This window comes from Paenibacillus sp. J22P15 (assembly GCF_056269345.1).
This window is the reverse complement of record NZ_JBWDNT010000002.1, coordinates 761,405-785,890: the sequence shown is the minus strand read 5'-3', so window position 1 is coordinate 785,890 and position 24,486 is coordinate 761,405. Positions and strand designations below refer to the sequence as shown.

Here is a 24,486-nt window from a genome sequence, read left to right as displayed (position 1 = left end):
TTCCTCTCAATAAACAATTGATATATCATATGCTTCAATTAGAAGAATCGAAACGGCAAGCATATATAAAAAGCAAGCCATGGAAAATCACCCACAGCTTGCTTATCATTTTAATTGCTTCTATATATACGAACTTCTACTTATCTGCTGCTAAGTTTGAAGTTACCTGTATCCGACTCCATGTTTATCTTGATATCACCGCTGCCGATTACACCTTCAATGTAACTTTCCGTTTCCTTGTTAACCGAGAAGCCATCCCAGTCCACCTTGCTGTTTCCGGTATCCTTCTTGATGCTAATAAATGCCGAAGCAGGCTGTTTATCTACATTAACGGTAATATTCCCGGTATCCGTCTTAAATGTAAGATCATTGCGCAATTCATCTGTTTCTACTCGTATATTCCCCGTATCAGATTCCGCTCTCAAGATGCCCTTTCCATCGGTTATATTAATATTTCCAGTATCGGTTTTAAATACGAGCTCCTGAGCTGCGTAATTCGTTAGTTTTATATTGCCGGTATCTGATTTTAATTTCATTTTGTCAGCTTCCATCTGATCCACTACAATGTTTCCTGTATCGGTTGCGATATCGACAGAGCTCCATAGCTTTGCAGGAACCTCAATCGTCAGCTGCAAGTTAACGATAGAAATACCGATTGAAAAACGATCCTTCGTATCTGCTTCAATATAAAGCGTATCGTCCTTAGGAGCAGCCGTAAAGATGACGTCGCCAGCAAGTTTTTCACTTACATCTCCTTCAAGCCTCACTTTAATATCATCCGATGTACCAGGAACGAAGGTTACATTAAACGTATCTGTCTCCGTGCGGATCGATCGAATGGACGACGCATCAATCGTTTTTTCCTGCAAGTAAGGCTCTCCCTTAAACTTCGAAACAATTTCATCTTGATCAAATACGAAAAACGCGCATAACACCCCAATACCAAGTAAAATTAGAGCGATAGCAGCCAACTTTTTCATTTGTTATTCCCCTTTACAATTCTAGTGTTAAATTTCAAATATTTTAAAGTCATTTTATAAAAGGAAGTTGTAAGTCCTTTTAGGCCGATGATAAGTAAAATCGTAATGGAACTCGTAATCAAGCCTATTGTTAACGCCTGAGGCATAGTGAATGTCCCATTCCATAAGCTCTCTGCCATGATTCCAATACCTCCAATGCCAATTCCAATTGCAGACGCCCATAATGCGATAATAACCCCAGCTAGCGCTAGATAAGGACCCAGAACGAAGATGACATTAAATAAACCTAGGCTTACTGTTGCAAATACTGCTCGTGAGAGCTTACCGAAACCTTTGTTCGTCTCAGCCTGGTCGACCCGGTATCCAAGGAGCATCTCATTCGCTATCACCCGCGGATCTCCAAGCTCACGTGCTGCGTCCTCTTCACTTTGACCATTCTCTACGGCTTGTTGAAAATGGATGTAATAATCGTACAGCCATTCTTTACGCTGTACCTCAGGTATGATTTTAAGCATACTTTCTAGCTCCAGCATGTACCGATCTCTTGTCGTCATGGTCTTAAACCTTCCTCTACAATTTCATTAACAGCTTGCGTGAAACTTTCCCATTCTGCAATCAGTTTGCGCATATGAGTCCAGCCCTCCGGCGTTAAATGGTAATACTTCCGAGGCGGACCTTCTGTGGATTCCTTCAAGTATGTTGAGAAATATCCATCCTGTGTCATTCTACTTAATAAGGGATACACGCTGCCAACTGCTACCTCAAATTTTTCGGAAATTTTGACAGCAAGCTCATAGCCATATCGATCACCTCTAGTTGCGAGTACAAGAACGCACACTTCAAGCACGCCTTTTTTAAACTGGATGTTCATTTCATGTCCTCCATCATTGAAGTCGTTGCTCTTCATCATAACTTGCTATTAATTAATACAGTATAGTTAAGCGCAGTTATTTCTTCCTTTGATAATTTACCATATGCTATTCTATAATGCAAGATAGTGTTTAAAAAAGAATACCTTCGACGAAGCGGCTATTGCGCGTCCAGCGAAGGTACTCTCATTCATTAATTTATGCTTATGAATTTGCCTGTTGCTTGAGATTCGAATGCGCACAAAATAACTTTCAATGATGCGCGTCCATCTTCGCCGCTTACTGCAGGCGTTGTATTGGTTAGAATGCTTTCCAAGAAAGCGTCTACTACTCCGCTTGTCTCTTGCTTATCATTAGTTGAGATAGCGCCAACTTTATGCTTCTCAACTGTGCCGTTGCGCAGCTCAACGATAACTTGATCGTCAGGATGAGTACCGATTTTCATAACGCCGTTCTCGCACCAAAGAATCGTGCTGTTGTCCTCGCCTTTGTAGTAAGTCCAACTAGCTACAAGCGTGCCGATTGCACCGCTCTTCATACGAAGCAAGCAGGATGCATTATCATCAACATCTGTACCCTTCTTGTCTAGTGTGCCTACAAATCCTGCTACCTCTGAAACCTCATCGTCAAGCATCCAGCGAATAAGATCGGATTTATGAACGCCAAGATCGCCCATTGCGCCCATAATTGCTTCAGGTTTACGGAAGAACCAGCTTTTCGCACCATCGACGCTCCAGCCGTCAGGTCCCGGGTGACCGAAGGAAGTACGGAACGTAAGCACTTTGCCAAGAATTCCAGATTTCAATACTTGTTTAGCTTTCACGTGCGGCGGCATGAAACGTTGGTTATGACCAACCATTAGGTGAACGCCGTTTTTCTTAGCTGCTTCAATCATCGCTTCTGCTTCTTCGTCTGTAACTGCCATTGGCTTCTCTACAAGGACATGAGCACCTGCATTAGCTGCCGTAATGGACATTGAAGCATGCAATGCGTTTGGTGTACATACGCTCACTGCATCAGGTTTAATTTCAGCCAGCATCGTTTCAAAATCTGCAAACGCTTTGCCGCCATGAAGTTTTACAAAGCCTTCTGCGCGTTCGATAATTGGATCAACGAAAGCTACTAGCTCAACGTTCTCATGAGCTGCGTATTCTGGAACATGACGATATTTTGAAATAGAACCGCAACCTACAACTGCTACACGTACTTTTGACATGAATATTTTCCCCATTCTATTATAAATTAATTTATTTGCTCAAAAAATTCGTTTTCAACCATTCCATGCTTTCTGCAACTGCTTCAAGCGGTGGATTGGCACAAACATCCTGCTCTACAATGATCCATTCAACAGATGCTTTCGACGCAGCATCAATAATAGGAAGAAGCGGCAAATCACCTCGGCCCAGCTCTACGGTATCGATTCGTTCGCCTTTCTCACCTGCGCGGAAATCCTTCAGATGCAGAAGCGGCAAACGTCCTGCGTATTTCGCAATGTAAGCAAGCGGATCTACACCGGAGTATTGTACCCAGCCAATGTCCATTTCAACTTGCAAATATTGCGGATCAATTCGCTCGTACAAAGCGTCAAATACGATTTGACCATCCATTTCAACTTCAAATTCGAAATCATGATTATGATATGCAAAAGAAATGCCAGCTTCGCGGAAACGCTTCCCATAAGCTTCAAAATTCACGAGATGCGTGGCCCATGCTTCGGTATCACGAGCTTCAATCGGCAGCCAAGGACAAATTGCATATTTTGCACCAATGGTTTGAAGGTAAGCAATTTCCTCATCCAAATTTCCTTCCAGCAAATGCAAGCCAATGTGGCTGCCGATTGCTTTCAAGTTTAGCTCTTGCAGTAGGTCGCGCATATCTTCTGCTTTGATGTCGCCATAACCTGCAAATTCTACACCCTCATAACCCATAGCTGCTACTTTGCGAAGCGTACCTTCAAAATCTTGAGCTGTAGCGTCTCTTAACGTGTACAACTGCAAACCGATATTCATTCTTGTCATGTGCGCTGCACTCCCTTATATTTTCATTTGATGTATTTGATTTTGTTTCTGCCTTTATTATATCGACAGTCTTATGCGAAAAACAGCTGTTTTATTAGTCTTTTCTTATGCGATTTTGGTCAATGCTTGTATCTAAGCTTTGAAAAATCAGGAGAAGCGCTGCATTTGCCTGCAACAGGCTATGACAAAGCCTCCTCTTTATTCGTTATAAATTAATTGTAAACTCCAATCGCTTAAGGCCTACATCGAATTAATTGTATAGCTGGTTTTATTTACATTCTGATATAATTGCATTATTGGATTGAACACGAAGAGGCTGGCGTCCCCGTTCTAGACTGTCACTAGAAGCTTCGGAACGTCGTCCATAATAAGAAAAGTCGTTATATGATAAGGGATTTCGGCAAAAGTTACAGCTTTGTAACCAAATACTCACCGAATTTTAAGAATTATTTAATAATTATACGTTACACTAATAAAAAAAATCCTTACCGGGATGGAGGCCATACCATGAAAACAATGCTGATGTTCCAAAATAAAACGATACCTGTCTATTTAACAGATACAAATAAACAAGCCATCGAGAAGCTGTCCGCCGTACTAAATCGCAAGCTGACAACAGGCAAAAACGCCTTTAAAACTTGTATTAAATCATTAATTAGCGTAGAAATTGTAGGCAGTGAGGCAACGCTTCATTCTTATTTCGAACGAGATACTCTGACTATTTCTCTCTATTAATCTCAAATTCTCATACACTAGCGCAAACAAACTCGTTGCGCAGCATAATAATAAGGTGTCCCTTAAAGGCCAATATTGGCCTTTAAGGACATCTTTTTTTTTATTTATAGACATCCGGTCAAAATATTTGATAAACATTTGAGTTGTCTAATTAACTTTCGAGTTATATAATGTTACCAAATATGACGGAATGAGGATCTGTCCATGAACATAGAGGTTAATAGTCGAAACATTAAATTTCTTGAGTCCTTTGCATCAGATACAAGAGTAAAGATTATTGAATTGTTAAATAACAAACCGATGAATATTAAAGAAATCGCTGAAGCGCTCGGCATATCCTCAGCAATTGTTACGAAGCATATTCAGAAGCTTGAGGAAGCATTGATTATTACGACAGAGAGCGTCCCGAGCACGAGAGGTCGCCAGAAGATTTGTCATCTGACGCTCGAATCAGCTACACTGCAATTTCGTGTGAAGGAGCAATCCGACCAAAACCGGTATGTTGTATCGATCCCGATCGGTCAATATTCCTCCTATGAAATTAAGCCTACCTGCGGACTGACGTCAGACACAAAAATTATTGGTATGGTAGATGATCCCCGCTACTTCTCCGATCCCGAGCATGTTAAGGCATGCCATCTATGGTTCGGCAGCGGCTATATTGAATATCGAATTCCTAATTATTTAGTTGGAAAACAATGTGCAAAGAGTATATCCATTTCACTTGAGATATGCTCCGAAGCACCCCACTATAATGAAAACTGGCCTTCTGACCTTTCCTTTTATTTGAATGATATCTGTTTAGGTATATGGACATGCCCGGGGGACTTTGGCGCAGTAAAAGGTGTATATACGCCGGGATGGTGGGAAATGGGGACTCAGCATGGCTTGCTGAAACAAATAACCATCGACTCGAGCGGCTCCTTCATTGATGGCATTCGTATGTCAGATCGGACCATTGCCGATTTAGCAGTAGGCTTCGGGGATGATATTAGATTCCGAATCAGCGCCCCTGAAACCGCCACGCATAGCGGGGGATTAAGCATGTTTGGCAAGCAATTCGGAAATTACGATCAAGATATTCAGGTTTACGTCGCCTACTAATACGTAACAAAATAAGCAGGGAATACACCCGTTGTGCATCCCCTGCTTTTTGTCTGTTCATTATTTCGTTGTTGTCGTCTGCTGCTGCGTCTGTCTATCGCCGCGAGCACCCCCGCCGAAGCCGCCTGTACGAATCGTTATGGATTCAGCAATTTGAGTATCGTCTTTTAACATAACAGACAACACATCATCCGCCTTGAGGTCTGCTAACGCGATTTCCTTCTCCACCATTTGTTCGTTTTCAAAGGTCATCGTGGCTATTTTGGTCGTATCTGTCACCTGAATATCAACCGTCTCCTCAGTGAACTTAGCTCCCATATTCATGCGACCGCCTCCATTAGGAGCTGTCCCATCACCAGTAGGCGCTTGTGGCGGTTCTCCCTCACCAGGTATTTCGCTGCCATCCGAAGGTTGCAGACCTTCACCGCCTGCAGGCATGCCGCCTTTGCCGTCCCCTTGAGGAGGGCCACCTTGTCCCATAGCTGATTTATAAAGGGTAATCGTTTGTCCCTCTACCGATTTCACTTTTCCCATCAAGTCCGCTGGAGCACCCATCATTCCCATGCCCGTTCCGCCGAATGAAGCTCCATTCTGTTGACCTCTGCCCTGAGCATCCGCCTGTACTTCGGAAGAGCTCTGTTCCTCCCGGGCACCACAGCCTGCCAAAGCAGCGGCGATAACAACAGCGCTAAGCATCACTTTCCATTTGTTCATATCGTTCATCTCCTGCGAATATGTAATGAATACCTTATATTCATACCATTCTAGCATTCGAATATGAACGATAGATGAACGGGAACTGAATGAATCCTAATTGAAGAAACTAGATTCGACGAAATAATGGTTTTCTCTTCCAATTGCCCGAAATGAATAGAAATGTTCCAATCCATCCACAAATAGAAGCAATGATTAGCAAGATCGAGAGTGACACGCTGCTCGATAGCGATGAGCTAAGAATTGGGCCCAGCGTTCCCCGAACCCCAAACAACATCAAATGCAGTCCAAACACCATCGCTTCCCGACCAGGTGCCAATCGAAATACAAATGCTAGTATACCGATGTCCCAAATCGCTTCCCCGATCCCTTGAATCGCGTTCCCAGTTAAGACCGCAGCATAGCTTCCCCAAAGTCCGTATAACATGGGCACAATGGCATAAGCAGCAATGCCGCACAGCAATGTATATTTTATATCAATACGATCAATCATCCAGCCTGCTATCCAGAAGGTCAGGAGTAAAGCTGTAAAATACGCGACTCGAGCATAGCCTATCTGTACATTAGACAGCTCAAGCACATCAACCTGAATAATCTGATATAACGGATACGCGAACATATTGCCAAAGCCAGCAAACGTAGTAGCGGCTAAAAATACGGCGAGTGTCCGATTCTCCTTCACGAGCTTCCATTGCTCTTGAAGTGGGAACTTACTCGTTTTTGTTATTACCGCCGGCTTATCCGCTGCCTTCTGAATAGGCAGCTTCAATGTATTAAAAAGTCCAATTGAGACCATACCAACTATAGAAGCAGCGATGAGCGGTCCTGAGGGTCCAAAGGCATCTGACCAGCTTCCGACAATGTAAGCAAGCGGAATCATAATAATACCCATTGCAACCCGCACATAACCCATCAATCTTCCGCGTAAATCGGAAGGATACATGCGCGATACTAATGCTGCATACGCAGGAGCTTGAATGCCCATTAATAGCTGAAATAGCAAAGCAGCAGTTACATACACGGATGGATACGCAAAAATCGCAGGCAATAGGAGAAGAAGCCTTCCGATAGCATTAGGTATGATAACAAATGGTTTTGGATTATTCGCTTTCTCAATCCAGGACGCCCAAAATGGTGAAAACAATAGCCCCACTGCAGGTGCCGCTGACAATAAGCCTACTTGAAAATTGCTTGCACCCTGTTGAATCGCAAATGCGATATAGAACTGATTCATAACTACATTGAATAAGCTGAAAAGACAGGATGCCCCTAGATCAATACGGGCATTTCTCCATACGTTTGCAGTCATCGGCATACCTAACTTGATGATGCGGGAGCTTGCTTTGGCTTCGGATTCCATTTGGTTAGCGACCTTCTTCTTTATGTTGATTATGAACGAAGCGAGGACCCCTTACACTGCAAAGGATCCTCGCTTTAGCGCTTCATTTGATTGGATATTACTACACTACTCTCTTTTTGTACAGCATTAGTTGAAGGCAAAAAATTCATGTCTTCGCAAAGCATTATTGTATTCGGTTCTTCCTAATATGCAGTTAGTATGATAGACTTTTTCTCAAACGGTTACAGTCATTTCTTATATTATTGGAGGGTACTACGTGAGTATAGCAATAGGAATTGATATTGGTGGAACAAAAATAGCATTTGGGTTTGTAGACGAGCAAGGAACCATGATTGCCAAAGGTTCGTTAAAAACAGATTTACAGATCGCTCCAGCCGAAATGCTCGCAAAGGTAGCTGACGCAGTAAAGCAGCTTGCCGAGCAAAATGGACTATCACTCGAGAATTTAAAGGGAGTCGGCGTAGGTGCGCCAGGCCCGCTTAATACACAGAAGGGTGAGCTGACTTGCCCGCCTAACTTAAAAAGCTGGTGGGGCTTCCCCGTTGTAGATACATTGAAGGCACATCTCCCGCTTCCGATAAAAATGGAGAACGATGCTACAGCAGCTGCGCTTGCAGAGAAATGGGTCGGAGCTGCACAAGACTCTGAGCATTTCATTTTCATTACGATAAGCACAGGTATAGGAGCAGGCATCTTTATGCATGGCAAGCTGCTGACTGGATCTACGGGCAATGCCGGTGATGCAGGCTTTATGATAATGGATGGAGAGGGTACGCCTTGGGAAGTAGTCGCTTCCGGCACAGCTGTTGCCCGTCAAGCAACAGAGCTGCTCGGCCGTGACGTTACTTCCAAAGAAGCGTTTGATCTTGCTGCCCAAGGTGATCCGCAAATGTCCGAGCTTGTAAATCGCGTATTTACGACGATCGGTATGGGCTGTGTATCGCTCATCAATATACTAGATCCAAACAAAATCGTAATCGGCGGCGGTGTCTCACAAGTTGGCGAGCCACTTTTTGCAGCTGTTAGAGACTATGTATCCAAAAATGCACTTAATCCTTCAGGCAGAGAAGCTGCTATCGTTCCAGCACAGCTTCAGCAGGACGCAGGTCTGATCGGTGCGGCCGCATTAATTCAACAAGCTTACTAATTGGATTGAACACAAATAAAGGAGCTGCCAGTCAAGGTTATAAACCTTGATTGGCAGCTCCTTCTTTTTTAGCTGTTCATATGGTGTTCTTACTGTTTCTTTATTTTTATAATAGCTGACAAACTACCTAAGCCCCTTCAAATAGGTCTGAATTACAATTTTCAAGCTTTCATCAACCGCTTGGGGCATGCCAAAGCCGCCCTTTTGCTCGATTGAGGCAAATCCATGCAGAAAGCTGCGTAACCCCCGAACGCTGTGAATCGCCGTCTCATAATCAAGATCATAATAGCTTAGTGTCTGAACCAACAAATCGACAAGCTGCTGCGCCGCATCCACATATTCCACTTCATCTGCATCAGGCGATCGTAATGTGAGCTCATATACACCGGGATGCTTCCTTGCAAAAGCGATGTAAGCAGCAGCAATCGCATGTACTGCCTCATCACCTTCTTTATGCTGTAGTGATTCATCTATAGCTGCATTTAATTTCTTCAAGCCGTATACAGCAAGCTGAATGCGCAGAGCGTTCAAACCATCCACATGGTTATATAATGAAGGAGATCGTACATCAAGTTTCTTTGCCAGCGTCGCAAGCGTCACTTCCTGTATGCCAAGCTCATCCGCGAGAGCAGCTGCTGCCTCTACGATTGTCGCCAAATCAAGTCCTCTTCTAGGTGACATGGAGTACACTCCCTCTACAAATTTCTATTTTGCCAAAGACCGTTCCGCATCGGCGATCGCCTTATCCATTAAGCGTCTTGGCTCAAGTACCATGTTGCCATGACCGGCAGCGAGCAATGAAGGCTTCAAATCTCTCAGCCGCCGAGCCGTATCAAGACTCGTTTGTTTATCCCAAGTAGCCATAGCTGGAAATGGAAACAACAGCTTCATTTGCCCCGACACAGCAACCCCTGCCCTTGTTTGAAAAGCGTCCCCCACGATTAAAATATGGTTCCTTGTGTCCATGAACGCCATCGAACCGGGTGTATGTCCGGGGGCTGCAATTGCAAGCAGCGAGCCCACTCGATCACCATCAGCAAGCAAAATATTAGGTTTTGTCCGAACGTTCTTAGGTACGCCGCCCCGAATAGGTGTATTAGGTTCACCCGCTTCTAGAGACCGATCACCTGCCAACAGTCTTGCATCTCTTTTGGATATATACACCTGCACCTCCGGAAGAAGCGCCTTTAAACCATCGAGGGAACCAATATGATCCGCATGCGCATGTGTCAATACAATACGATTAATAGGCTTGCCTAGCTGTTCCGCTGCTTCAAGGATTGCTTTGACGTTGTTAGGAAGCGCCGCATCCACTAGTGTCAAGCCCTCCTCCTCCTCAACTAAATAACAGTTAACCGGAAATAGCTTTGGCATATAGGTTAGCTGCACAATCGTTTTCTCACGTGTCATTCTCATTATTATTGGCCCCCTCAAATAAAACTAATGATGTTAGTTTTATAATAAACTAATACCATTAGTTTTAGCAAGCCTAATTTTATGATTTCTTTTCGCTTCGAAGGAAAGCCTCGATTTCTGCCTTAGCGGGGATGGAAGATTGAGCGCCTGCCTTAGTAACCGCGAGTGCAGCTGCTGCAGCAGCAAAGGTTAATGCCTGCTCAATATGCATACCAGCGGTTTGTGCAGCGGCATAAGCGCCAAAGAACGTATCACCCGCTGCCGTCGTATCGACTGGCTTTACTTTAAATGCAGGGATCGTCACCGAATATCCATCGTTATTTTGATAGAAGCAGCCTTTCTCACCTAATGTAACGATAACGCTGTTCGTTCCTTTGCTGAGTATCCACTCCGCTGCAGCTTGAGAGGAGGTTGTATCGCTTACGTCTAAGCTTGTAACGACAGCCGCTTCCGTTTCGTTTATGATCAGAGTATCAATAAACGGAAAAACATCATCAGGAATGGACCTCGCCGGCGCAGGGTTGTAAAACACTTTTACTCCGTTGCTGCTAGCACTGGCCATAACCGATAGCGTCGTCTGCCATGGTATTTCATTTTGAAGCAGCACCGCAGTTACGTCTGACCAATCCCCATAGCCTGATGCAGCATCCTGCACCGAGAATTGACCATTAGCACCTTCGGATAAAACAATATGGTTTTCGCCTTCATCATTAACTGTAATAATAGCGAAACCAGAATTTCCTTCTTTACGTAATACTTGTGTTATGGAAATTCCATTATCTTGTAATGAACGAATGAGCGTCTGTGCAAAAGGGTCCTCGCCTACCGCTCCAATCATTTCACAATTTGCGCCCGCACGAGCGGCGGCCACTGCCTGATTTGCGCCTTTCCCACCAGGAAAAAACGATGTGCCAGTACTTGAAATTGTTTCTCCCGGTTGTGGGAATTTCTCGACTTGACTAACGATGTCCATATTTATACTTCCAACAACGAGTAATTTACTCATAGTTCGTCCATCTCCTCTAATAAATAACGATTCCATTTTTAAGTGCATGTAACTATTTTAGCAGAAGGAGCAAACAATCACATGATTACCGCATTTATTATCGGTTGTGAAATCGGATTTTGGTTATTTGTACTCGCAGGCTTATTATGCCGTTATATTTTTCGTTTAAAGAAGCTAGGGGCCTTATTCCTGATAGCCACACCTCTTATTGATCTCGCATTAGTAATCGCTACGGTGTACGATCTGCGCGGGGGTGCTGAAGCTACGTTCGCGCATAGTGTAGCCGCCGTATATATCGGTGTTTCTATTGCGTTCGGGCATCGGATGATCAAGTGGGCTGATGAACGATTCGCTCACCGCTTTGCTGGCGGACCAGCTCCAGCTGGCAAACCTAAATATGGCAAAGAACATGCACGCTACGAACGCAATGGCTGGCTGCATCACCTGCTCGCATGGGTAATCGGTTCCGTCATTTTGTATGGCATGATAATGATGGTCGACGATGCAGCGCGGACAGAGGCATTATTCAATACACTTCGACTATGGTCAATCGTTCTATGCATCGATTTTTTAATCAGCTTCAGTTACACTCTGTGGCCGCGCAAAGAAAAAAATGGATAGAGCGATCAGAGAGCATCTGATTCTCTATCCATCTTTCATTTCACACCTATGCTTATCGTGTAATAAGCTGCTCGCGCCGCGGTCCTACTGATACACTGGCTACCCTTACACCAATGCTATCTTCGACGAACTTAACATATTGCTGTGCGGCTTCTGGCAATTGCTCGAAGGTGGTTACTTGCGAAATATCGCAGCTCCAGCCAGGCATACGCTCCAGTACCGGCTTTGCAGCATTAAGCTTCTCTGTAACCGGGAAGGAATCTTTTATAATTTGTCCATCCAGCTCATAACCAACACATACTGGAATTTCGTCTAAGTAGCCGAGTACATCAAGATTGGTCAACGCTACCTCCGTAGCACCTTGAAGCATACAGCCGTAGCGGGTGGCTACTGCATCAAACCAGCCCATCCGCCGCGGACGTCCTGTCGTTGCGCCAAACTCCCCAGCATCACCGCCTAATCGGCGCAGCTGATCAGCTTCCTCTCCTGACAGCTCGCTTACGAATGGACCTGCACCTACACAGCTGGAATAAGCCTTAACGACTGCCATAATCCGTGTTATTGCATAGGGTGGAAGACCAGCCCCCACAGGTGCGAAACCCGCCAGCGTAGAGGATGAAGTCGAATACGGATAAATACCGTGATCCGGATCACGCAGCGCTCCAAGCTGTCCCTCCAGCAATATCGATTCACCATTCCGATAAGCATCATTCAGCAGCTTGGTCGTATCACAAACGAACGGACGCAGCTTCTCTGCTTGCTCCAGCAGCTCTGGCAGAAGCTCCTCTGCCTTAATCGGCTTACGGTTATACAGCTGCTCAAGAAGTACATTTTTGGCGGCTAACGATTGCTCAATTCGCTGCTGCAACCGTTTCTCATCAAACAAATCTGCAACCTGAACGCCAAGCTTCGCATATTTATCCGCATAAAATGGAGCGATCCCTCGCTTAGTCGATCCGAAGCCGTTCGATCCAAGCCGTTCCTCCTCCAATTCATCAAATAGCCGATGAATAGACAACACTACTTGAGCCCGCTCAGATATTCGAATTCGAGGCTCTGGCACCCCTCTGGATAGCAGCTCTTCCCTCTCGCGCAGCAGCACTTCAATATCCAAAGCTGTGCCCGGTCCAATGACGTTCGTAATCTCTGGAAAAAAAACACCCGAAGGCAGCATATGAAGCGCAAACTTTCCATAGCTGTTAATAATCGTGTGCCCCGCATTGCTGCCTCCTTGATAACGCACAACATATGCGGATTTTGCAGCAAGCGCATCCGTCATTTTCCCCTTGCCTTCATCTCCCCAATTTGCTCCCACGATAGCGGTTACCGTCAATCGAATCGCCTCCCGATCTTGTTATTACCCTACTCCGTTATTATAATGTAAGAAATGGTATTAAAATAATTGATATTACTAATATAAGATATTAGGTGAGGTAATAGATATGATAGTAAATATGGAGTGGTATCGCGTCTTTTATTGGACTGCCAAGACAGGAAGCCTGTCTCGTGCGGCAGATCAGCTTTATATTACTCAGCCAGCTGTTACGCATACGATCAAGCAATTAGAGGCCAAATTAGGCGGACCGCTTTTTTTTCGCATGGCCAAAGGGGTTAAGCTTACAACAGAAGGCGAAGTTCTCTTTCGGTATATTGAGCAAGCCTATAGCTTCATGGAAACAGGGGAGAAAATGCTCGCGGAAATGCATAACCTGCAAAGCGGCGAAATTAGCATCGGTGCCAGCGATACTTTATGCAAGCATTATTTGATGCCTTATTTGGAACAGTTTCATAAGGAATATCCTGATATTCGCATCCGTGTGACGAATCGAACAACACCTGAGACTATTGCACTCCTAAAAGAGGGAAAACTCGATTTTGGCATTGTACATATGCCGGCTTCGGATAGCAAGCTAGACTTTCGAGTTAGCATGCCGCTGCAGGATATCCTCGTCTGCGGCAGCGCTTATTCGTCAGTTAGCGGGAGTGCTATGAAGCTTGAAGATATTAGCAAGTACCCCTTATTGCTTCTAGAGAAAGGAGCGGGTACTCGCAGCTTTCTTGACGAATATGCCGCCAAGCACGGCATCAAGCTCGTTCCTGAACTGGAGCTTGGCAGTATGGATCTGCTTGCAAAGTTTGCAAGAAGCGGCTTCGGACTTGCCTTCCTCATTCGCAGCTATGCTGCTGACGAATTAGCATCAGGCGAGCTATTCGAAATCCCGCTGCTCCCGCCAATTCCAGCGCGAAGCGTCGGCATCGCCACGCTTCGCGGCGTGCCTCAATCGGCAGCAGCTAAACGCTTTTTAGAGCTGCTGCCTTAATTTCTTCCCCAACTTTGGGTACTAAGCGAGATGGGGCTGCCCTTAAGACATTCCCTTCTATTTTATTCTAGCTGGTATTGTAATCGAAACGGAAGTACCCATTCCTCTTTTGCTCACGATTCGCACGCCGTATTCTGCTCCAAAGTGCAGCTTGATTCGTTCGTCTACATTTCGAATTCCATAACCTACGTTCATACTCTCGCGAGGATCGGACAATTGGCGCAGTATTTCGGGACTAATGCCAACACCATCATCAATAACTTGGAAAGTAATCAAGTCACCTTTCAGCTTCCCAACGACCCGAATATTAATGCGATCTCCATACCAAGCATGCTCAAGCGCATTTTCGATATAAGGCTGCAAAATAAGCTTAACCGTCGTAAATTTCAAAATGTCAGGATCAATATCAAACTGAACTTGCATGCCATCCTCAAACTTCGTCTTCTGAATACTAATGTAAGCATTGATCTGCTCTAGCTCATTTCGAATCGGAATGACCGTTCTGCCTTCATTTAATGAAAGCCGGTAAAACTTTGCTAAATCAAGTACCATTCTCTGCAGCTTATCCACCTCGCCAAACTTAGCCAATCGGCTAATCGAGGACAGCGTATTGTATAAGAAGTGAGGGTTGATTTGTGCTTGAAGCGATTCTAGCTCTGCTTCCTTCTTCTTCATATTCGTCATATATACTTCTTGAATTAATTCATCGATGTTTTGACCCATTTCATTAAGCGCAAAGGATATGCGAGTAAATTCATCCATCCCTTTAAAATGAATCTTTTTCTTAAAATTCCCTTCTTGAAAGGCATCCAGCACGCGAACGATCTTAATAACCTTGCGGGAATAATAACGTGATATAAACAAGCCTGCGAGTGAGAATACAACATAACAGGCCAAACAAATAAGGATTGTCCACATTCTCACCTTATTGGTCGCCTTCTCTATAATATCGGTCGGGACAAGTGCCACAAGATTCCAGTTCAACTGTGGAATTTCTTCTTCAACGACCCAATAATTGGCCATATCCGCATCACTAAGCGATTCACCAAGCTCATATTTCGTATCACCGGAGGAGAACATAATTCTTCCATTCTCATTTATGGCAAAAATCTTAGTTCCCATACCGATTTTCTCTGAATCGACACTCTCAAGCAAATCCGTAAGTCTAAGGCTGATTCGAATGAAACCAATCTCCTCAAGCTCCAGTGGATTATTTACATTAACAAGTCGTCTGAGCAAGGAGATATGTCCGAACTTCACATCCCCCTCTACTTGCTTCCATTGCATTGTCACACCATACTTCTCCTCAGGATAATCCGCGTACCAGTCTCGATCCTTAATTCTTGAAATATGATACAAATCGAATAAGGGGCCTTCTGCACTGAGTGGATCGGTATCATGATAATTGTGATAAATCTCCGGCAAAGTATTGTTATGCAAATAAACCGCAAGGCGCATTTTATTGCTTGCAGCTTCCACCGTTGTTGACATTTTTGGGATGAGCTGCTTCGTCGTAGCTTCATAGCTAACCCAGCCTTCCTCATAATGCCGCAAGTAAGAGGCTAAATTGCTGTCAAAATAAAGCATACCGGAAATACGCGAGACATCCTCCATTTTGTACGTTATATTATCCTTCATCTGTACTAGCGTTCCCTGATTGATTTCACTTGTTCGCTCTTGAACAGAGCTTGTAAAAATCGTATTAGCTGCGTAGCCGATAAGGATAACCGGAACCATAATAAACAAGCTGTATGTAAGCATGATCTTGATGCCAAATGGAATGTAACGATGCTCCTTCTTGTGTATGTTCATTTTCGTCTGAACTCCAATGGCGTCATGCCGTACATTTCTTTAAATTGTTTGCTGAAGTATGGTAAGTGACGATAGCCTACGCGATCGGCTATCTCATAAATTTTCATATTTGTTGTTTTGAGCAGCTCGCATGATTTTTCCATACGCAGTTGTATAAAATACTCACTGAAGTTTTTTCCTGTCTCCTCTTTAAATATAAGTCCTAAATAATTTGGGGAAAGAGAAAATTGCTCAGCCAAATCACGAAGCGTAATATTATCGTGCGTACGTTCTTTCATATAATCAATCATTTGTTTAATGAGCTTCCAATTTTTCTTTTGTTTATTTGCCTGCAGCGTCTCGGAAATTTCATAAACTCTGCGTCTCAGCCATACATGGATATCATTGATGGTTTCAAACTGCATAATAATATCATAATTATTCAGCTCCATGCCCAGCAGCTGGAATACGTTTTCATTCGTTCTTTGCAAATAATTATCGAGCTTCATGACGATGTAAAGCGCATAATTTCGCAGCGTGAACTTCGATTTCAAGTTTTTGGCCACCTGAAATAAATCGTCGAGTTCATCATGAATTTGAACAAGCTCATAGCCGGACATCGCTACAAATAACGATTCAAGCTTCGCATCAAGATGTTTAACATCCTCTTTCTCCGCTGTTCTCACTTCACCATGACCAATGACTTTGCCTTTGCCATAGAACATTTTTAAATCCAATGCCTCAACTGCCTGTCGATAAGATGACGATAATTCGTTCATCGAGCTGCAATGCTCACCAACACCTGCGGTTATAGTGAAAGAATGCTGCTCATTTACACGATTTACGATGCTTAGCGGCAAATTATATTCATCCAATTGCTGGATAAGAAGCGCGACTCTGAACTTGCTGATTTTACAAATATGCTGAATACCAAATTCCTTACAGGTCGATATCACTTGTTGAATCTCATCTTGCTCGGGTCGTGTCTCGTCGTTTAATTTCCAAGATAGATCATCAATTTCAATTACAGCTACTGTTCCGGGATAAACAAAATCACTCATCTCATATTCATGATTGAGCACTTCTATGGTCTGATCGTTGCTTGTCCCTTCAAGCAATTGCAGCAAATATTCATTTTTTACGATCGGAACCATCTGTCCATATGCATTTTGTCTTTCTTGTTCCTGGTCTAAATCATCTCGAACCTTAAGTAAAGAATCAATTAGCTCCTGATCGTCCATTGGCTTCAATACATAATTGACAGCATTAAGCGATAATGCCTGCTTTACATAGCTAAAATCCTGATATCCGCTTACGAAAATAATTTTAATATCCTTCGACATTTCGAGTGCACGTCTAGCCAGTTCAAGTCCTGTCATATTAGGCATACGGACATCTGTAACGAGGATATCTATTTTTTCAGTATTTAGCACTTTAACCGCATCGAACCCGTTCATTACACCTGCTACAATCTCCATACCAAGGTCTTTCCACGGAATAAAAGTACGCATACCTTCCAAATCCAGCTTTTCGTCGTCCGCTAGCAATACTTTATACATGATGTTATCAGCTCCAGTTAGGAAGAGGCTTTACGTACATCGAGCATATCTTGTCATATTAAAACGAAAAAACTCGGGTACACTAAAAATCATAGTATACCCGTCGTTTTTACGAAAAGCTATCGTTTACTCAGCTTTCATTTTTGCAAGATTAGCTTGCCATTTCTCTGTTTTGAATGCTAGCAATTTTTCATAACCTGCTGCTTGAGCATCTTTTTCGCCTTTATCAAGAATAGCTAGTACTTCGGCATCATCTTTAGCGAACAATGCTTTTGCTCTAACTTCTAGGAACAAGTCCTCGATACGTTGACGAATAATACCTTCTTCAGTATCCGGTTGTGGATCGATGTTAATGAATTCTGTAGCATTTGATTGCGTTTTCCACGTCACTTCACGTTGGTAACGAGTAGACCAGTTTTGTTGCTCTACCGGCAATGACTCTTCAAATTTTGCTTTAGTTGTATCTAGGAATACAGTGTTACCAACCCAGTTCAGGTTCGTTGTAATCGCTTGAAGCTTGGCAAGACCACTTGCATCAGAAGTATATTTATCTGTGAAAATTGGTGTTTCGCCGTCAGATTCTACGCCATCCCAATAGATTCCTGGAGGTCCCCACATCAAAGCGCTTTGTCCTTCAGCGCCAGTCAACCAGTCATAGAAAGCGAAGATGGCTTCTGGGTTTTTAGCTTTTTTCGTAATTACAGTTACGTTCCAGCCTAACATACCATACGTACCAGGGAATACTTTGTTTTTGTCAACGCCTTCTTTATGAATCGGCCAGATCATGAAATATCCAGCTTCTGGATCGTTTTTCGTAAGCTCAGCATGCGCTTGCATTGCAATTTCAGTCGGACTTGCTGCTGCGAATACAGCTACACGGCCAGTCATTACTTTTTCAGTAATTTGGTCAACGGTTTGAGTCATTGCATCTTGCGTAATCAATTTTTCACGGAATAGCTTGGAAGTGTACTGCATTGCTTCACGGTATTCTGGATCAAGGAAGATCGAAGTCAGCTTGTCACCGTTAGGCACAGCACGCATACCCGGGAACTTCTGATCGTTCTCTTTGAATGCAGAGTACAATACATCAAGACCTTGTCCATCTTTTGCTAAATGCGGCTCGTAAGGAACGACATTTGGATATTTTTCTTTAACGAGCTTCAAGTAGCTGTAAAGATCATCTGTTGTTTCAAGCTTAGGAGATCCTAGCTCTGTGTATATCTTTTTGTTTACAACATAACCAGCATTGCCGTTAGGTTGTTTCGTGTACCAGTTAGGGAATTGATAAAGCTTGCCGTCTTCCGAACGAAGCATGTTAATACCTTCATCGCCCAACCATTTTTTCAAGTTCGGATATTTATCAAGATAGTCATCGAATGGAACAAGCAGATCAGCTGTGCGCAATTTCTCAACATCAACGCGCTCAAGCCAGATCGCATCAGGAAGATCGCCAGTTGCAATCATTGTATTCAGCTTTTGTGGAGCTGCACCACCGGAGTGGATTGGTTTTACGTTTACTTTCTTTGTATCTCTAATCCAAGTACTTGTAATGTCGCCGCCCCATGCTGGCATAGTGTACCAATCATAATGGCCGTAAAGGGTGAAATCAAGCTGCTCCTTGCCAAGTTCATAAACCGATCCAGACTTATTGCCGCTGTTTTCCTCCGGTTTGCTTCCTGTTTCTCCGTTTTCTGTTTTACCGGCATTACCGCTACAGCCTGCCAATAGAGAAACGGCCATAAAAGCAGAGACGATTGGGACGAGTAGTTTACTTTTCTTCATCTGTTTATTATCCCCTTTCAAGCTCATTATTATATGTTCAAAGCTTTCGCTCTAAACCACATGACTGTTACTGCCAACTACTCTTTCAGTGATCCTACAAGAACACCTTTGACGAAATATTTCTGAACGAATGGATATACCATAATGATAGGCAGCGTGGCGACCATCATCGTTGCCATAGACAACGACTTGCTTGTTACCGTTCTCATTTTGGCTAATTGACCCTGCGCAGCAGAATCAAGCTGCGACATTTGATCCGATACGATATTAGAGTTCAAAATCTGTTTAAGCATCGTCTGTATAGGAAGCAGCTTCTCATTGGTAATGTAGATACTTGGACCAAACCAATCATTCCAATGAAAAACAGCCGTGAAAAGCGACAACGTTGCAATAACTGGACCAGAAAGCGGAGCAACAATTCGGAAAAAGATACCCCAGTTGCCGCTTCCGTCAATCTTCGCCGATTCCTCAAGCCCTGCAGGCAAGCCTTGGAAGAATGTGCGGAAAATGATCATGTTCCATACGCTGACTAGTGATGGAATAATGAATACCCAGAAAGTATTCATTAGGTGCAGCTCACGAATAAGCAAGAAAGAAGGAATTAGTCCGCCGCTAAAGTACATCGTAATGATACACAATACCATGTAAAACTTGCGGTTCATCAGCTCTTTCTTCGAAAGGCCGTATGCGAATATAGCTGTTACAAATATGGATGCGACTGTACCGACAACCGTCCGAGAGATCGAAACCGCAAACGCAGTTATCAATCGCTCATCCTTAAATACGATACCGTAGTTTTCCAAAGTCCAATCACGAGGCCAAAAGGTTACACCACCCATTGAGGTGTCTATTCCGCTGTTGAAGGATATGACTAGTGCATTCCAGAATGGATAGAATGTCACAAAAGCCAATAACGTTAGTAAGATGTAGATGGTGACCGTCATCACGCGGTCTCCGAAGCTAAGTTTGATCACTGCATCATCGCCTTTCTGGGCTGATTGTATCGTTTACCACAAGCTGCTGCCGGCTCTGCGTGCCAGAAAGTTAGCCATTGTCAAAAGTCCTACGCTGATAACGGCTTTGAACAATCCAACCGCTGTTGCGTATGAGTATCTAGAGCTTTGTATCCCGACTCGATACACGTACGTATCGATAACATCCGACACATCCCTGAGAACAGGGTTAACAGCAAGCAATAGAATGTCTTCGAAGCCTGCATTCAGTAGATTTCCGATCGCCAGAATCATGAAGATGAGGACAACCGGCATGATCGAAGGCAATGTGATCAAGAAGATTTGTTTAAACTTGCTCGCACCATCCATTGATGCCGCTTCATACATGCTTGGATCAATACTAGCTATTGCTGCTAAATATACGATGGAGCCAAATCCGATTTCCTTCCAAACCCCAGTCGAAACGAGGATGGACCAGAATAGTTCTGGAAGTGACAAGAAGTTGATTGGTTCATCGATAAAGTTCATATTTTCAAGTACGATGTTAATGCTTCCATTGTCCGTAGAAAGCATCGACATAATGAGTCCTGCAACGATTACCCATGACATAAAGTGAGGCAGGTAACTTACCGTTTGCACCAGTCGCTTAAACATTAAGTTTTTCACTTCATTAAGCATAAGCGCCAGCAAAATCGGAGCCGGAAATCCTATGAAAAATTTCAACAAGCTTATGATGACCGTATTTCGCATGACCTTGAAAAACTCCGGAGAGCTGAAGAACATGTCAAAATGTTTCAATCCGACCCATTCGCTTGCCATAAAACCTTTGAAAATGCTGTAATCTTGAAAAGCCATTAATATACCGTACATTGGGATGTAACTAAACACTAAGATAAGTAACAATGCTGGCAATACCATCAATTGAATATCCCATTGCTTTGCGAAACGTAGAAACGCATTTTTAGTTTTAGGTTTTGGTTTTTCCAATAATTGTTCATTAACGGATAGTTGCGCCACTACTCAATCCCCCTTGCTCTTGTTGTTCTACTCGTATTCTATCGCGATACCAAATGCACTAATAGACAACTGAACAACTAAAAATGATACTTTTCAATCATTAAAGTAAGCGCAATCATTAATAATGATAAAAAAACAGATCGAGGAGTAGCCTCGATCTGCATTTCACTTCTATTTAGCATCATGTCTGCCATAACTGGCGGCAAAACGTTTCATTTTCATATAGGCTGTATGATCGAGTTGTTTTAACGGGTGAAATTGCGGATGATTAGAATTCACTTCAAGCACCCATAGCTTCTCCTGTTTATCATAAGCAAAGTCGATGCCCAGCTCATGCATCCCTGAACGCCGCTTGCTTAATGTTCTTGATATTTGCAGTGCTATGTTTCGTAGTCTTTCGATCTGGACGGCCTTTTTTTCATCTGATCGTCCTTGCTCTGCTCCAAGTTTTTTCATCGAATAAATAGCTCCGCCTTGGTAATAGTTCGTTACAATTTTACCGCGTGCTCCCACCTTTACCATAAAGCCCGTGCAAACCCAGCTGCCTCTAGGCTTACGCTGAACCATCGCTCGAATATCATAGGGGCAGCCATTCACGCGATCTAATGATATCCCCTTTTGAATAATAAGCTTACTCTTACTCGCTTTCTTTATTCGTCCATAAACCTCGGAAACCGAATTATAATGTGTTTTAATTTGTTCTTTCTTGATAATTGTATAAAGCTCATACCCCGTATCCACCCGTTCCACCTTGAAAATACCCATTCCGAGCGAGCCCACGTCTGGCTTTACATATAGCGTGCTATACCGATTAAGCATCATTTGCAAATGACCTCGATTAAATGATACGGTATGCGGTACATGCTGCTTTAGCTTTTTATTAGCTGATAAGTATTTGCAGACACGCAGCTTTCCTCTTATATTGCGACTAGCATATTTTTTTTTGTACACTGCAGTTCACCTCATATTACTATATGAATAGCTGAACTCTAGCAATTGTACGAATGTTTATAGATACCAAATATACTAATTGGGAACATTTTCCCATGTGATTGGAACTTTTTTCATACTAAACACGTTATAATGGAGTTAATCTAAACTATTTATCATGAAAAGCGGGGCAATCAAATGAAAATTTTTCACAAAGTAAGCAATGAAGCTCTTTCCTATCGCATTATTCTAGCAGTAGTCGTTTTGTTTTTCATTACAATAGGAACATTAATCACGTTTCAACAAGGCAGTGAGCTATATTTAGGAAATTTCGAAGAATATAATAATGATGACGTGAAATATATACGAAGTGCTGAGACATTACTTAATGAAGGTATATTTACTTATCACGATATTAAGGATCCGACTGTATTCATTATGCCTGCCCTAACGATGGTATTAGCATTATGTATGAAGATATTTGGTTATTGGGATGGAATAACCGTATTCCGCATTCTTCAAGTTCTAATGATGGCAGGTACTATGATCTTACTTTATCAAGTTTGTCGTCGTTTTTTCCATGAACGAATTGGAATAATTGCAATCATACTGTTTGCATTATATGCGCCTAATTATATGGCAGCAAATTTGATTTTGACAGAATCAATCGGACAGCTATTTTTATGGTTGTTTATTTATACAGGGATTGTAGCGGTTGATAAGAAAAAATTGATTTGGTTCGCCATCGCAGCAATAAGCCTAAGTATCGGGATATATGCAAGACCGAACTTTGCATTACTCCCAGTCGTTTTCTTGATCTACATGCTCTATAGAGGATATAAAATAAAAGGGCTTGTTAAACCAGCTATTGTTGTAGCAGGAGTAATACTAATTTGCATATCCCCTTGGTGGATAAGAAATGCTGTTGTATTTGATAAATTTATACCGCTCACGCTCTCGTCAGGTAATCCATCTTTATTAGGAGCTATGATCGATTGGAAATATCCTGCTGGTGCAGAAGAAAAATTCAAAGAGGACTTTAGGCGGTTAGACGAAGCGAAAAATACAATTGAATCCAATGAAATTCAAGTTATGCTTGCAAAAAAAATTAGAAATTACGGATTTGAAACGGATCGTAATCGATATATTCGGCATTACACCATTGATCGGGTAGTTGATATGGTCAAAAAACCTTATTATTGGAAGCCTGTACTTCATATTTCGGCTCCCATAGTGAAAATTTATCATTACTCGTTGTTATTACTCGGAATAATCGGGATGGTGATGACTTTTGTTTTAAAAAGCAAACGAAAAGAACTTTCTATCTTGATAATAACCATTCTATATTTCATATTTACTTCGCTGCCATTCATTACGTTTGAACGATACGGTTACTTCTTAATGGCTTTCATTACGATATATGCAGCATTTCTACTTCATAAGCTTTATGAAGTTGTGAGCTCAAAGAAGAGAAAGCATTTAAGAGAACGTGGATAGATACTACCAACCTTCAAAGGCGTTTCGAACCCTCCCAAACCCTCCCTTCCAAGGGAGGGCCCCAAGGGCTGCGCCCTCTGGACACCCACAATTGGACTAACGTTGCAGCTCATCATGCGCTTGGTGAGAACAATCGGTGTTGGATCGCTTTCGTCCCTGCGGGACACTGCGAAACCTCTACCAATCCTTCAAAGGCGTTTCGAACCCTCCCAAACCCTCCTTGCCTAGGGAGGGCCCCAAGGGCTGCGCCCTCTGGACACCCGCAATTGGACTAACGTTGCAGCTCATCATGCGCTTGGTGAGAACAATCGGCGTTGGATCACTTTCGTCCCTGCGGGACACGCTTTACGTTAGGTGCGAAACCTCTGATTACCTTTTGATACTTTACTACCAACCTCTGATTTGTCATCTCATGTAGATGATGAATTGGGGGTTTTTCGCGCTTGCTGGTTGGTTGCAGATAGTGCATCAGTTAGAACATCAGTTAGAACATCTGTTAGCGCATCACTTCGCTTCACTGCGCTTCGTTTCGTTAGTACATTACTCTCGTTTGTTAAGCTACATTGCAGTTTGTGCAACGTACTGGGGCTTGATCAGTTAATTATTCCGCTACATTGCAGTTTGTGCAATGGAATTGGGAAAATTACGGTCGGATTAGCTGATATA

The 24,486-nt window shown here is 43.1% G+C and carries 23 protein-coding genes; 6 read left to right on the top strand and 17 right to left on the bottom strand.

Translation table 11 applies throughout. The features are described 5' to 3' along the window. Positions 1–140: 140 nt before the first annotated feature. From AC0YN6_RS08065 to AC0YN6_RS08045, 5 genes are all read right to left on the bottom strand, one after another. On the bottom strand, positions 141–980 hold the full coding sequence (locus AC0YN6_RS08065; RefSeq protein ID WP_475746157.1) for a DUF4097 family beta strand repeat-containing protein: 840 nt from the start codon (positions 978–980) through the stop codon (positions 141–143). Further along, positions 977–1,534, bottom strand: coding sequence for an HAAS signaling domain-containing protein (locus tag AC0YN6_RS08060; RefSeq protein WP_475746156.1), 558 nt, complete (start codon positions 1,532–1,534; stop codon positions 977–979). Before AC0YN6_RS08060 ends, AC0YN6_RS08065 begins: the two co-directional genes overlap by 4 nt. Next, positions 1,531–1,851: a PadR family transcriptional regulator gene (locus AC0YN6_RS08055; protein ID WP_475746155.1), complete on the bottom strand. Its 321-nt coding sequence runs from the start codon at positions 1,849–1,851 to the stop codon at positions 1,531–1,533. Before AC0YN6_RS08055 ends, AC0YN6_RS08060 begins: the two co-directional genes overlap by 4 nt. Before the next feature lie 191 nt (positions 1,852–2,042). Then, positions 2,043–3,065: a Gfo/Idh/MocA family protein gene (locus AC0YN6_RS08050; RefSeq protein ID WP_475746154.1), complete on the bottom strand. Its 1,023-nt coding sequence runs from the start codon at positions 3,063–3,065 to the stop codon at positions 2,043–2,045. A 31-nt stretch (positions 3,066–3,096) separates the two neighbouring features. Further along, positions 3,097–3,867, bottom strand: coding sequence for a sugar phosphate isomerase/epimerase family protein (locus tag AC0YN6_RS08045; RefSeq protein WP_475746153.1), 771 nt, complete (start codon positions 3,865–3,867; stop codon positions 3,097–3,099). Between the two features lie 507 nt (positions 3,868–4,374). On the opposite strand from AC0YN6_RS08045, the gene AC0YN6_RS08040 reads away from it, so the two are divergent. Both AC0YN6_RS08040 and AC0YN6_RS08035 read left to right on the top strand, forming a co-directional pair. Continuing rightward, complete coding sequence (locus tag AC0YN6_RS08040) at positions 4,375–4,602, top strand: 3-dehydroquinate dehydratase (protein WP_475746152.1); 228 nt, start codon at positions 4,375–4,377, stop codon at positions 4,600–4,602. Between the two features lie 204 nt (positions 4,603–4,806). Continuing rightward, positions 4,807–5,706, top strand: coding sequence for an ArsR/SmtB family transcription factor (locus tag AC0YN6_RS08035; protein WP_475746151.1), 900 nt, complete (start codon positions 4,807–4,809; stop codon positions 5,704–5,706). 60 nt (positions 5,707–5,766) lie between these two features. Here the strand turns inward: AC0YN6_RS08035 and AC0YN6_RS08030 are convergent, their stop codons facing one another. Beyond that, positions 5,767–6,420 (bottom strand): hypothetical protein, encoded by a 654-nt coding sequence (locus AC0YN6_RS08030; protein ID WP_475746150.1) that lies wholly within the window; start codon positions 6,418–6,420, stop codon positions 5,767–5,769. Between the two features lie 109 nt (positions 6,421–6,529). After that, complete coding sequence (locus tag AC0YN6_RS08025) at positions 6,530–7,780, bottom strand: MFS transporter (RefSeq protein WP_475746149.1); 1,251 nt, start codon at positions 7,778–7,780, stop codon at positions 6,530–6,532. A gap of 256 nt (positions 7,781–8,036) precedes the next feature. On the opposite strand from AC0YN6_RS08025, the gene AC0YN6_RS08020 reads away from it, so the two are divergent. Beyond that, complete coding sequence (locus AC0YN6_RS08020) at positions 8,037–8,927, top strand: ROK family protein (RefSeq protein ID WP_475746148.1); 891 nt, start codon at positions 8,037–8,039, stop codon at positions 8,925–8,927. Between the two features lie 123 nt (positions 8,928–9,050). Here the strand turns inward: AC0YN6_RS08020 and AC0YN6_RS08015 are convergent, their stop codons facing one another. The 3 genes from AC0YN6_RS08015 to rbsK form a co-directional block, all read right to left on the bottom strand. Continuing rightward, the gene (locus AC0YN6_RS08015) at positions 9,051–9,608 is read right to left on the bottom strand and encodes a TetR/AcrR family transcriptional regulator (RefSeq protein WP_475746147.1); all 558 of its coding nucleotides are present in this window, start codon (positions 9,606–9,608) and stop codon (positions 9,051–9,053) included. Between the two features lie 24 nt (positions 9,609–9,632). Further along, positions 9,633–10,343 carry an MBL fold metallo-hydrolase gene (locus tag AC0YN6_RS08010; RefSeq protein WP_475746146.1) on the bottom strand — a complete coding sequence of 237 codons (711 nt, stop codon included), beginning with the start codon at positions 10,341–10,343 and terminating at the stop codon, positions 9,633–9,635. Between the two features lie 79 nt (positions 10,344–10,422). Continuing rightward, positions 10,423–11,349: a ribokinase gene (gene rbsK / locus AC0YN6_RS08005; RefSeq protein ID WP_475746145.1), complete on the bottom strand. Its 927-nt coding sequence runs from the start codon at positions 11,347–11,349 to the stop codon at positions 10,423–10,425. Positions 11,350–11,430: 81 nt separating this feature from the next. Between rbsK and AC0YN6_RS08000 the strand changes: the two genes are divergently transcribed. Next, positions 11,431–11,970, top strand: coding sequence for a hypothetical protein (locus AC0YN6_RS08000; RefSeq protein WP_475746144.1), 540 nt, complete (start codon positions 11,431–11,433; stop codon positions 11,968–11,970). Between the two features lie 52 nt (positions 11,971–12,022). On the opposite strand, the gene AC0YN6_RS07995 is transcribed toward AC0YN6_RS08000, so the two are convergent. Then, positions 12,023–13,303 carry an adenylosuccinate synthase gene (locus AC0YN6_RS07995; protein ID WP_475746143.1) on the bottom strand — a complete coding sequence of 427 codons (1,281 nt, stop codon included), beginning with the start codon at positions 13,301–13,303 and terminating at the stop codon, positions 12,023–12,025. 109 nt (positions 13,304–13,412) lie between these two features. Between AC0YN6_RS07995 and AC0YN6_RS07990 the strand changes: the two genes are divergently transcribed. Beyond that, positions 13,413–14,291 (top strand): LysR family transcriptional regulator, encoded by an 879-nt coding sequence (locus AC0YN6_RS07990; protein WP_475746142.1) that lies wholly within the window; start codon positions 13,413–13,415, stop codon positions 14,289–14,291. Between the two features lie 57 nt (positions 14,292–14,348). Here the strand turns inward: AC0YN6_RS07990 and AC0YN6_RS07985 are convergent, their stop codons facing one another. The 6 genes from AC0YN6_RS07985 to AC0YN6_RS07960 form a co-directional block, all read right to left on the bottom strand. Beyond that, positions 14,349–16,103: a sensor histidine kinase gene (locus tag AC0YN6_RS07985; RefSeq protein ID WP_475746141.1), complete on the bottom strand. Its 1,755-nt coding sequence runs from the start codon at positions 16,101–16,103 to the stop codon at positions 14,349–14,351. Continuing rightward, positions 16,100–17,641, bottom strand: coding sequence for a response regulator (locus AC0YN6_RS07980; protein WP_475746139.1), 1,542 nt, complete (start codon positions 17,639–17,641; stop codon positions 16,100–16,102). The genes AC0YN6_RS07985 and AC0YN6_RS07980 overlap by 4 nt, the downstream gene beginning before the upstream one ends. 126 nt (positions 17,642–17,767) lie before the next feature. Beyond that, positions 17,768–19,423: an extracellular solute-binding protein gene (locus AC0YN6_RS07975; RefSeq protein WP_475746138.1), complete on the bottom strand. Its 1,656-nt coding sequence runs from the start codon at positions 19,421–19,423 to the stop codon at positions 17,768–17,770. 77 nt (positions 19,424–19,500) lie between these two features. Then, a complete protein-coding gene (locus tag AC0YN6_RS07970; protein WP_475746137.1) occupies positions 19,501–20,397 on the bottom strand; it encodes a carbohydrate ABC transporter permease in 897 nt (298 codons plus the stop codon). A 33-nt stretch (positions 20,398–20,430) separates the two neighbouring features. Beyond that, on the bottom strand, positions 20,431–21,393 hold the full coding sequence (locus AC0YN6_RS07965; protein WP_475746136.1) for an ABC transporter permease: 963 nt from the start codon (positions 21,391–21,393) through the stop codon (positions 20,431–20,433). Between the two features lie 171 nt (positions 21,394–21,564). Continuing rightward, entirely contained in the window at positions 21,565–22,344 is a 780-nt protein-coding gene (locus AC0YN6_RS07960) for a YheC/YheD family protein (RefSeq protein ID WP_475746135.1), read from the bottom strand. Between the two features lie 177 nt (positions 22,345–22,521). Between AC0YN6_RS07960 and AC0YN6_RS07955 the strand changes: the two genes are divergently transcribed. After that, complete coding sequence (locus AC0YN6_RS07955; RefSeq protein WP_475746134.1) at positions 22,522–23,820, top strand: glycosyltransferase family 39 protein; 1,299 nt, start codon at positions 22,522–22,524, stop codon at positions 23,818–23,820. Positions 23,821–24,486 lie beyond the last annotated feature (666 nt).

What these genes read in the sequence shown, in the direction of transcription:
- AC0YN6_RS08065 (WP_475746157.1), bottom strand. Translation starts at nt 980, where the DNA reads ATGAAAAAGTTGGCTGCTATCGCTCTAATTTTACTTGGTATTGGGGTG.
- AC0YN6_RS08060 (WP_475746156.1), bottom strand. Translation starts at nt 1,534, where the DNA reads ATGACGACAAGAGATCGGTACATGCTGGAGCTAGAAAGTATGCTTAAA.
- AC0YN6_RS08055 (WP_475746155.1), bottom strand. Translation starts at nt 1,851, where the DNA reads ATGAACATCCAGTTTAAAAAAGGCGTGCTTGAAGTGTGCGTTCTTGTA.
- AC0YN6_RS08050 (WP_475746154.1), bottom strand. Translation starts at nt 3,065, where the DNA reads ATGTCAAAAGTACGTGTAGCAGTTGTAGGTTGCGGTTCTATTTCAAAA.
- AC0YN6_RS08045 (WP_475746153.1), bottom strand. Translation starts at nt 3,867, where the DNA reads ATGACAAGAATGAATATCGGTTTGCAGTTGTACACGTTAAGAGACGCT.
- AC0YN6_RS08040 (WP_475746152.1), top strand. Translation starts at nt 4,375, where the DNA reads ATGAAAACAATGCTGATGTTCCAAAATAAAACGATACCTGTCTATTTA.
- AC0YN6_RS08035 (WP_475746151.1), top strand. Translation starts at nt 4,807, where the DNA reads ATGAACATAGAGGTTAATAGTCGAAACATTAAATTTCTTGAGTCCTTT.
- AC0YN6_RS08030 (WP_475746150.1), bottom strand. Translation starts at nt 6,420, where the DNA reads ATGAACAAATGGAAAGTGATGCTTAGCGCTGTTGTTATCGCCGCTGCT.
- AC0YN6_RS08025 (WP_475746149.1), bottom strand. Translation starts at nt 7,780, where the DNA reads ATGGAATCCGAAGCCAAAGCAAGCTCCCGCATCATCAAGTTAGGTATG.
- AC0YN6_RS08015 (WP_475746147.1), bottom strand. Translation starts at nt 9,608, where the DNA reads ATGTCACCTAGAAGAGGACTTGATTTGGCGACAATCGTAGAGGCAGCA.
- AC0YN6_RS08010 (WP_475746146.1), bottom strand. Translation starts at nt 10,343, where the DNA reads ATGAGAATGACACGTGAGAAAACGATTGTGCAGCTAACCTATATGCCA.
- rbsK (WP_475746145.1), bottom strand. Translation starts at nt 11,349, where the DNA reads ATGAGTAAATTACTCGTTGTTGGAAGTATAAATATGGACATCGTTAGT.
- AC0YN6_RS08000 (WP_475746144.1), top strand. Translation starts at nt 11,431, where the DNA reads ATGATTACCGCATTTATTATCGGTTGTGAAATCGGATTTTGGTTATTT.
- AC0YN6_RS07990 (WP_475746142.1), top strand. Translation starts at nt 13,413, where the DNA reads ATGATAGTAAATATGGAGTGGTATCGCGTCTTTTATTGGACTGCCAAG.
- AC0YN6_RS07985 (WP_475746141.1), bottom strand. Translation starts at nt 16,103, where the DNA reads ATGAACATACACAAGAAGGAGCATCGTTACATTCCATTTGGCATCAAG.
- AC0YN6_RS07980 (WP_475746139.1), bottom strand. Translation starts at nt 17,641, where the DNA reads ATGTATAAAGTATTGCTAGCGGACGACGAAAAGCTGGATTTGGAAGGT.
- AC0YN6_RS07975 (WP_475746138.1), bottom strand. Translation starts at nt 19,423, where the DNA reads ATGAAGAAAAGTAAACTACTCGTCCCAATCGTCTCTGCTTTTATGGCC.
- AC0YN6_RS07955 (WP_475746134.1), top strand. Translation starts at nt 22,522, where the DNA reads ATGAAAATTTTTCACAAAGTAAGCAATGAAGCTCTTTCCTATCGCATT.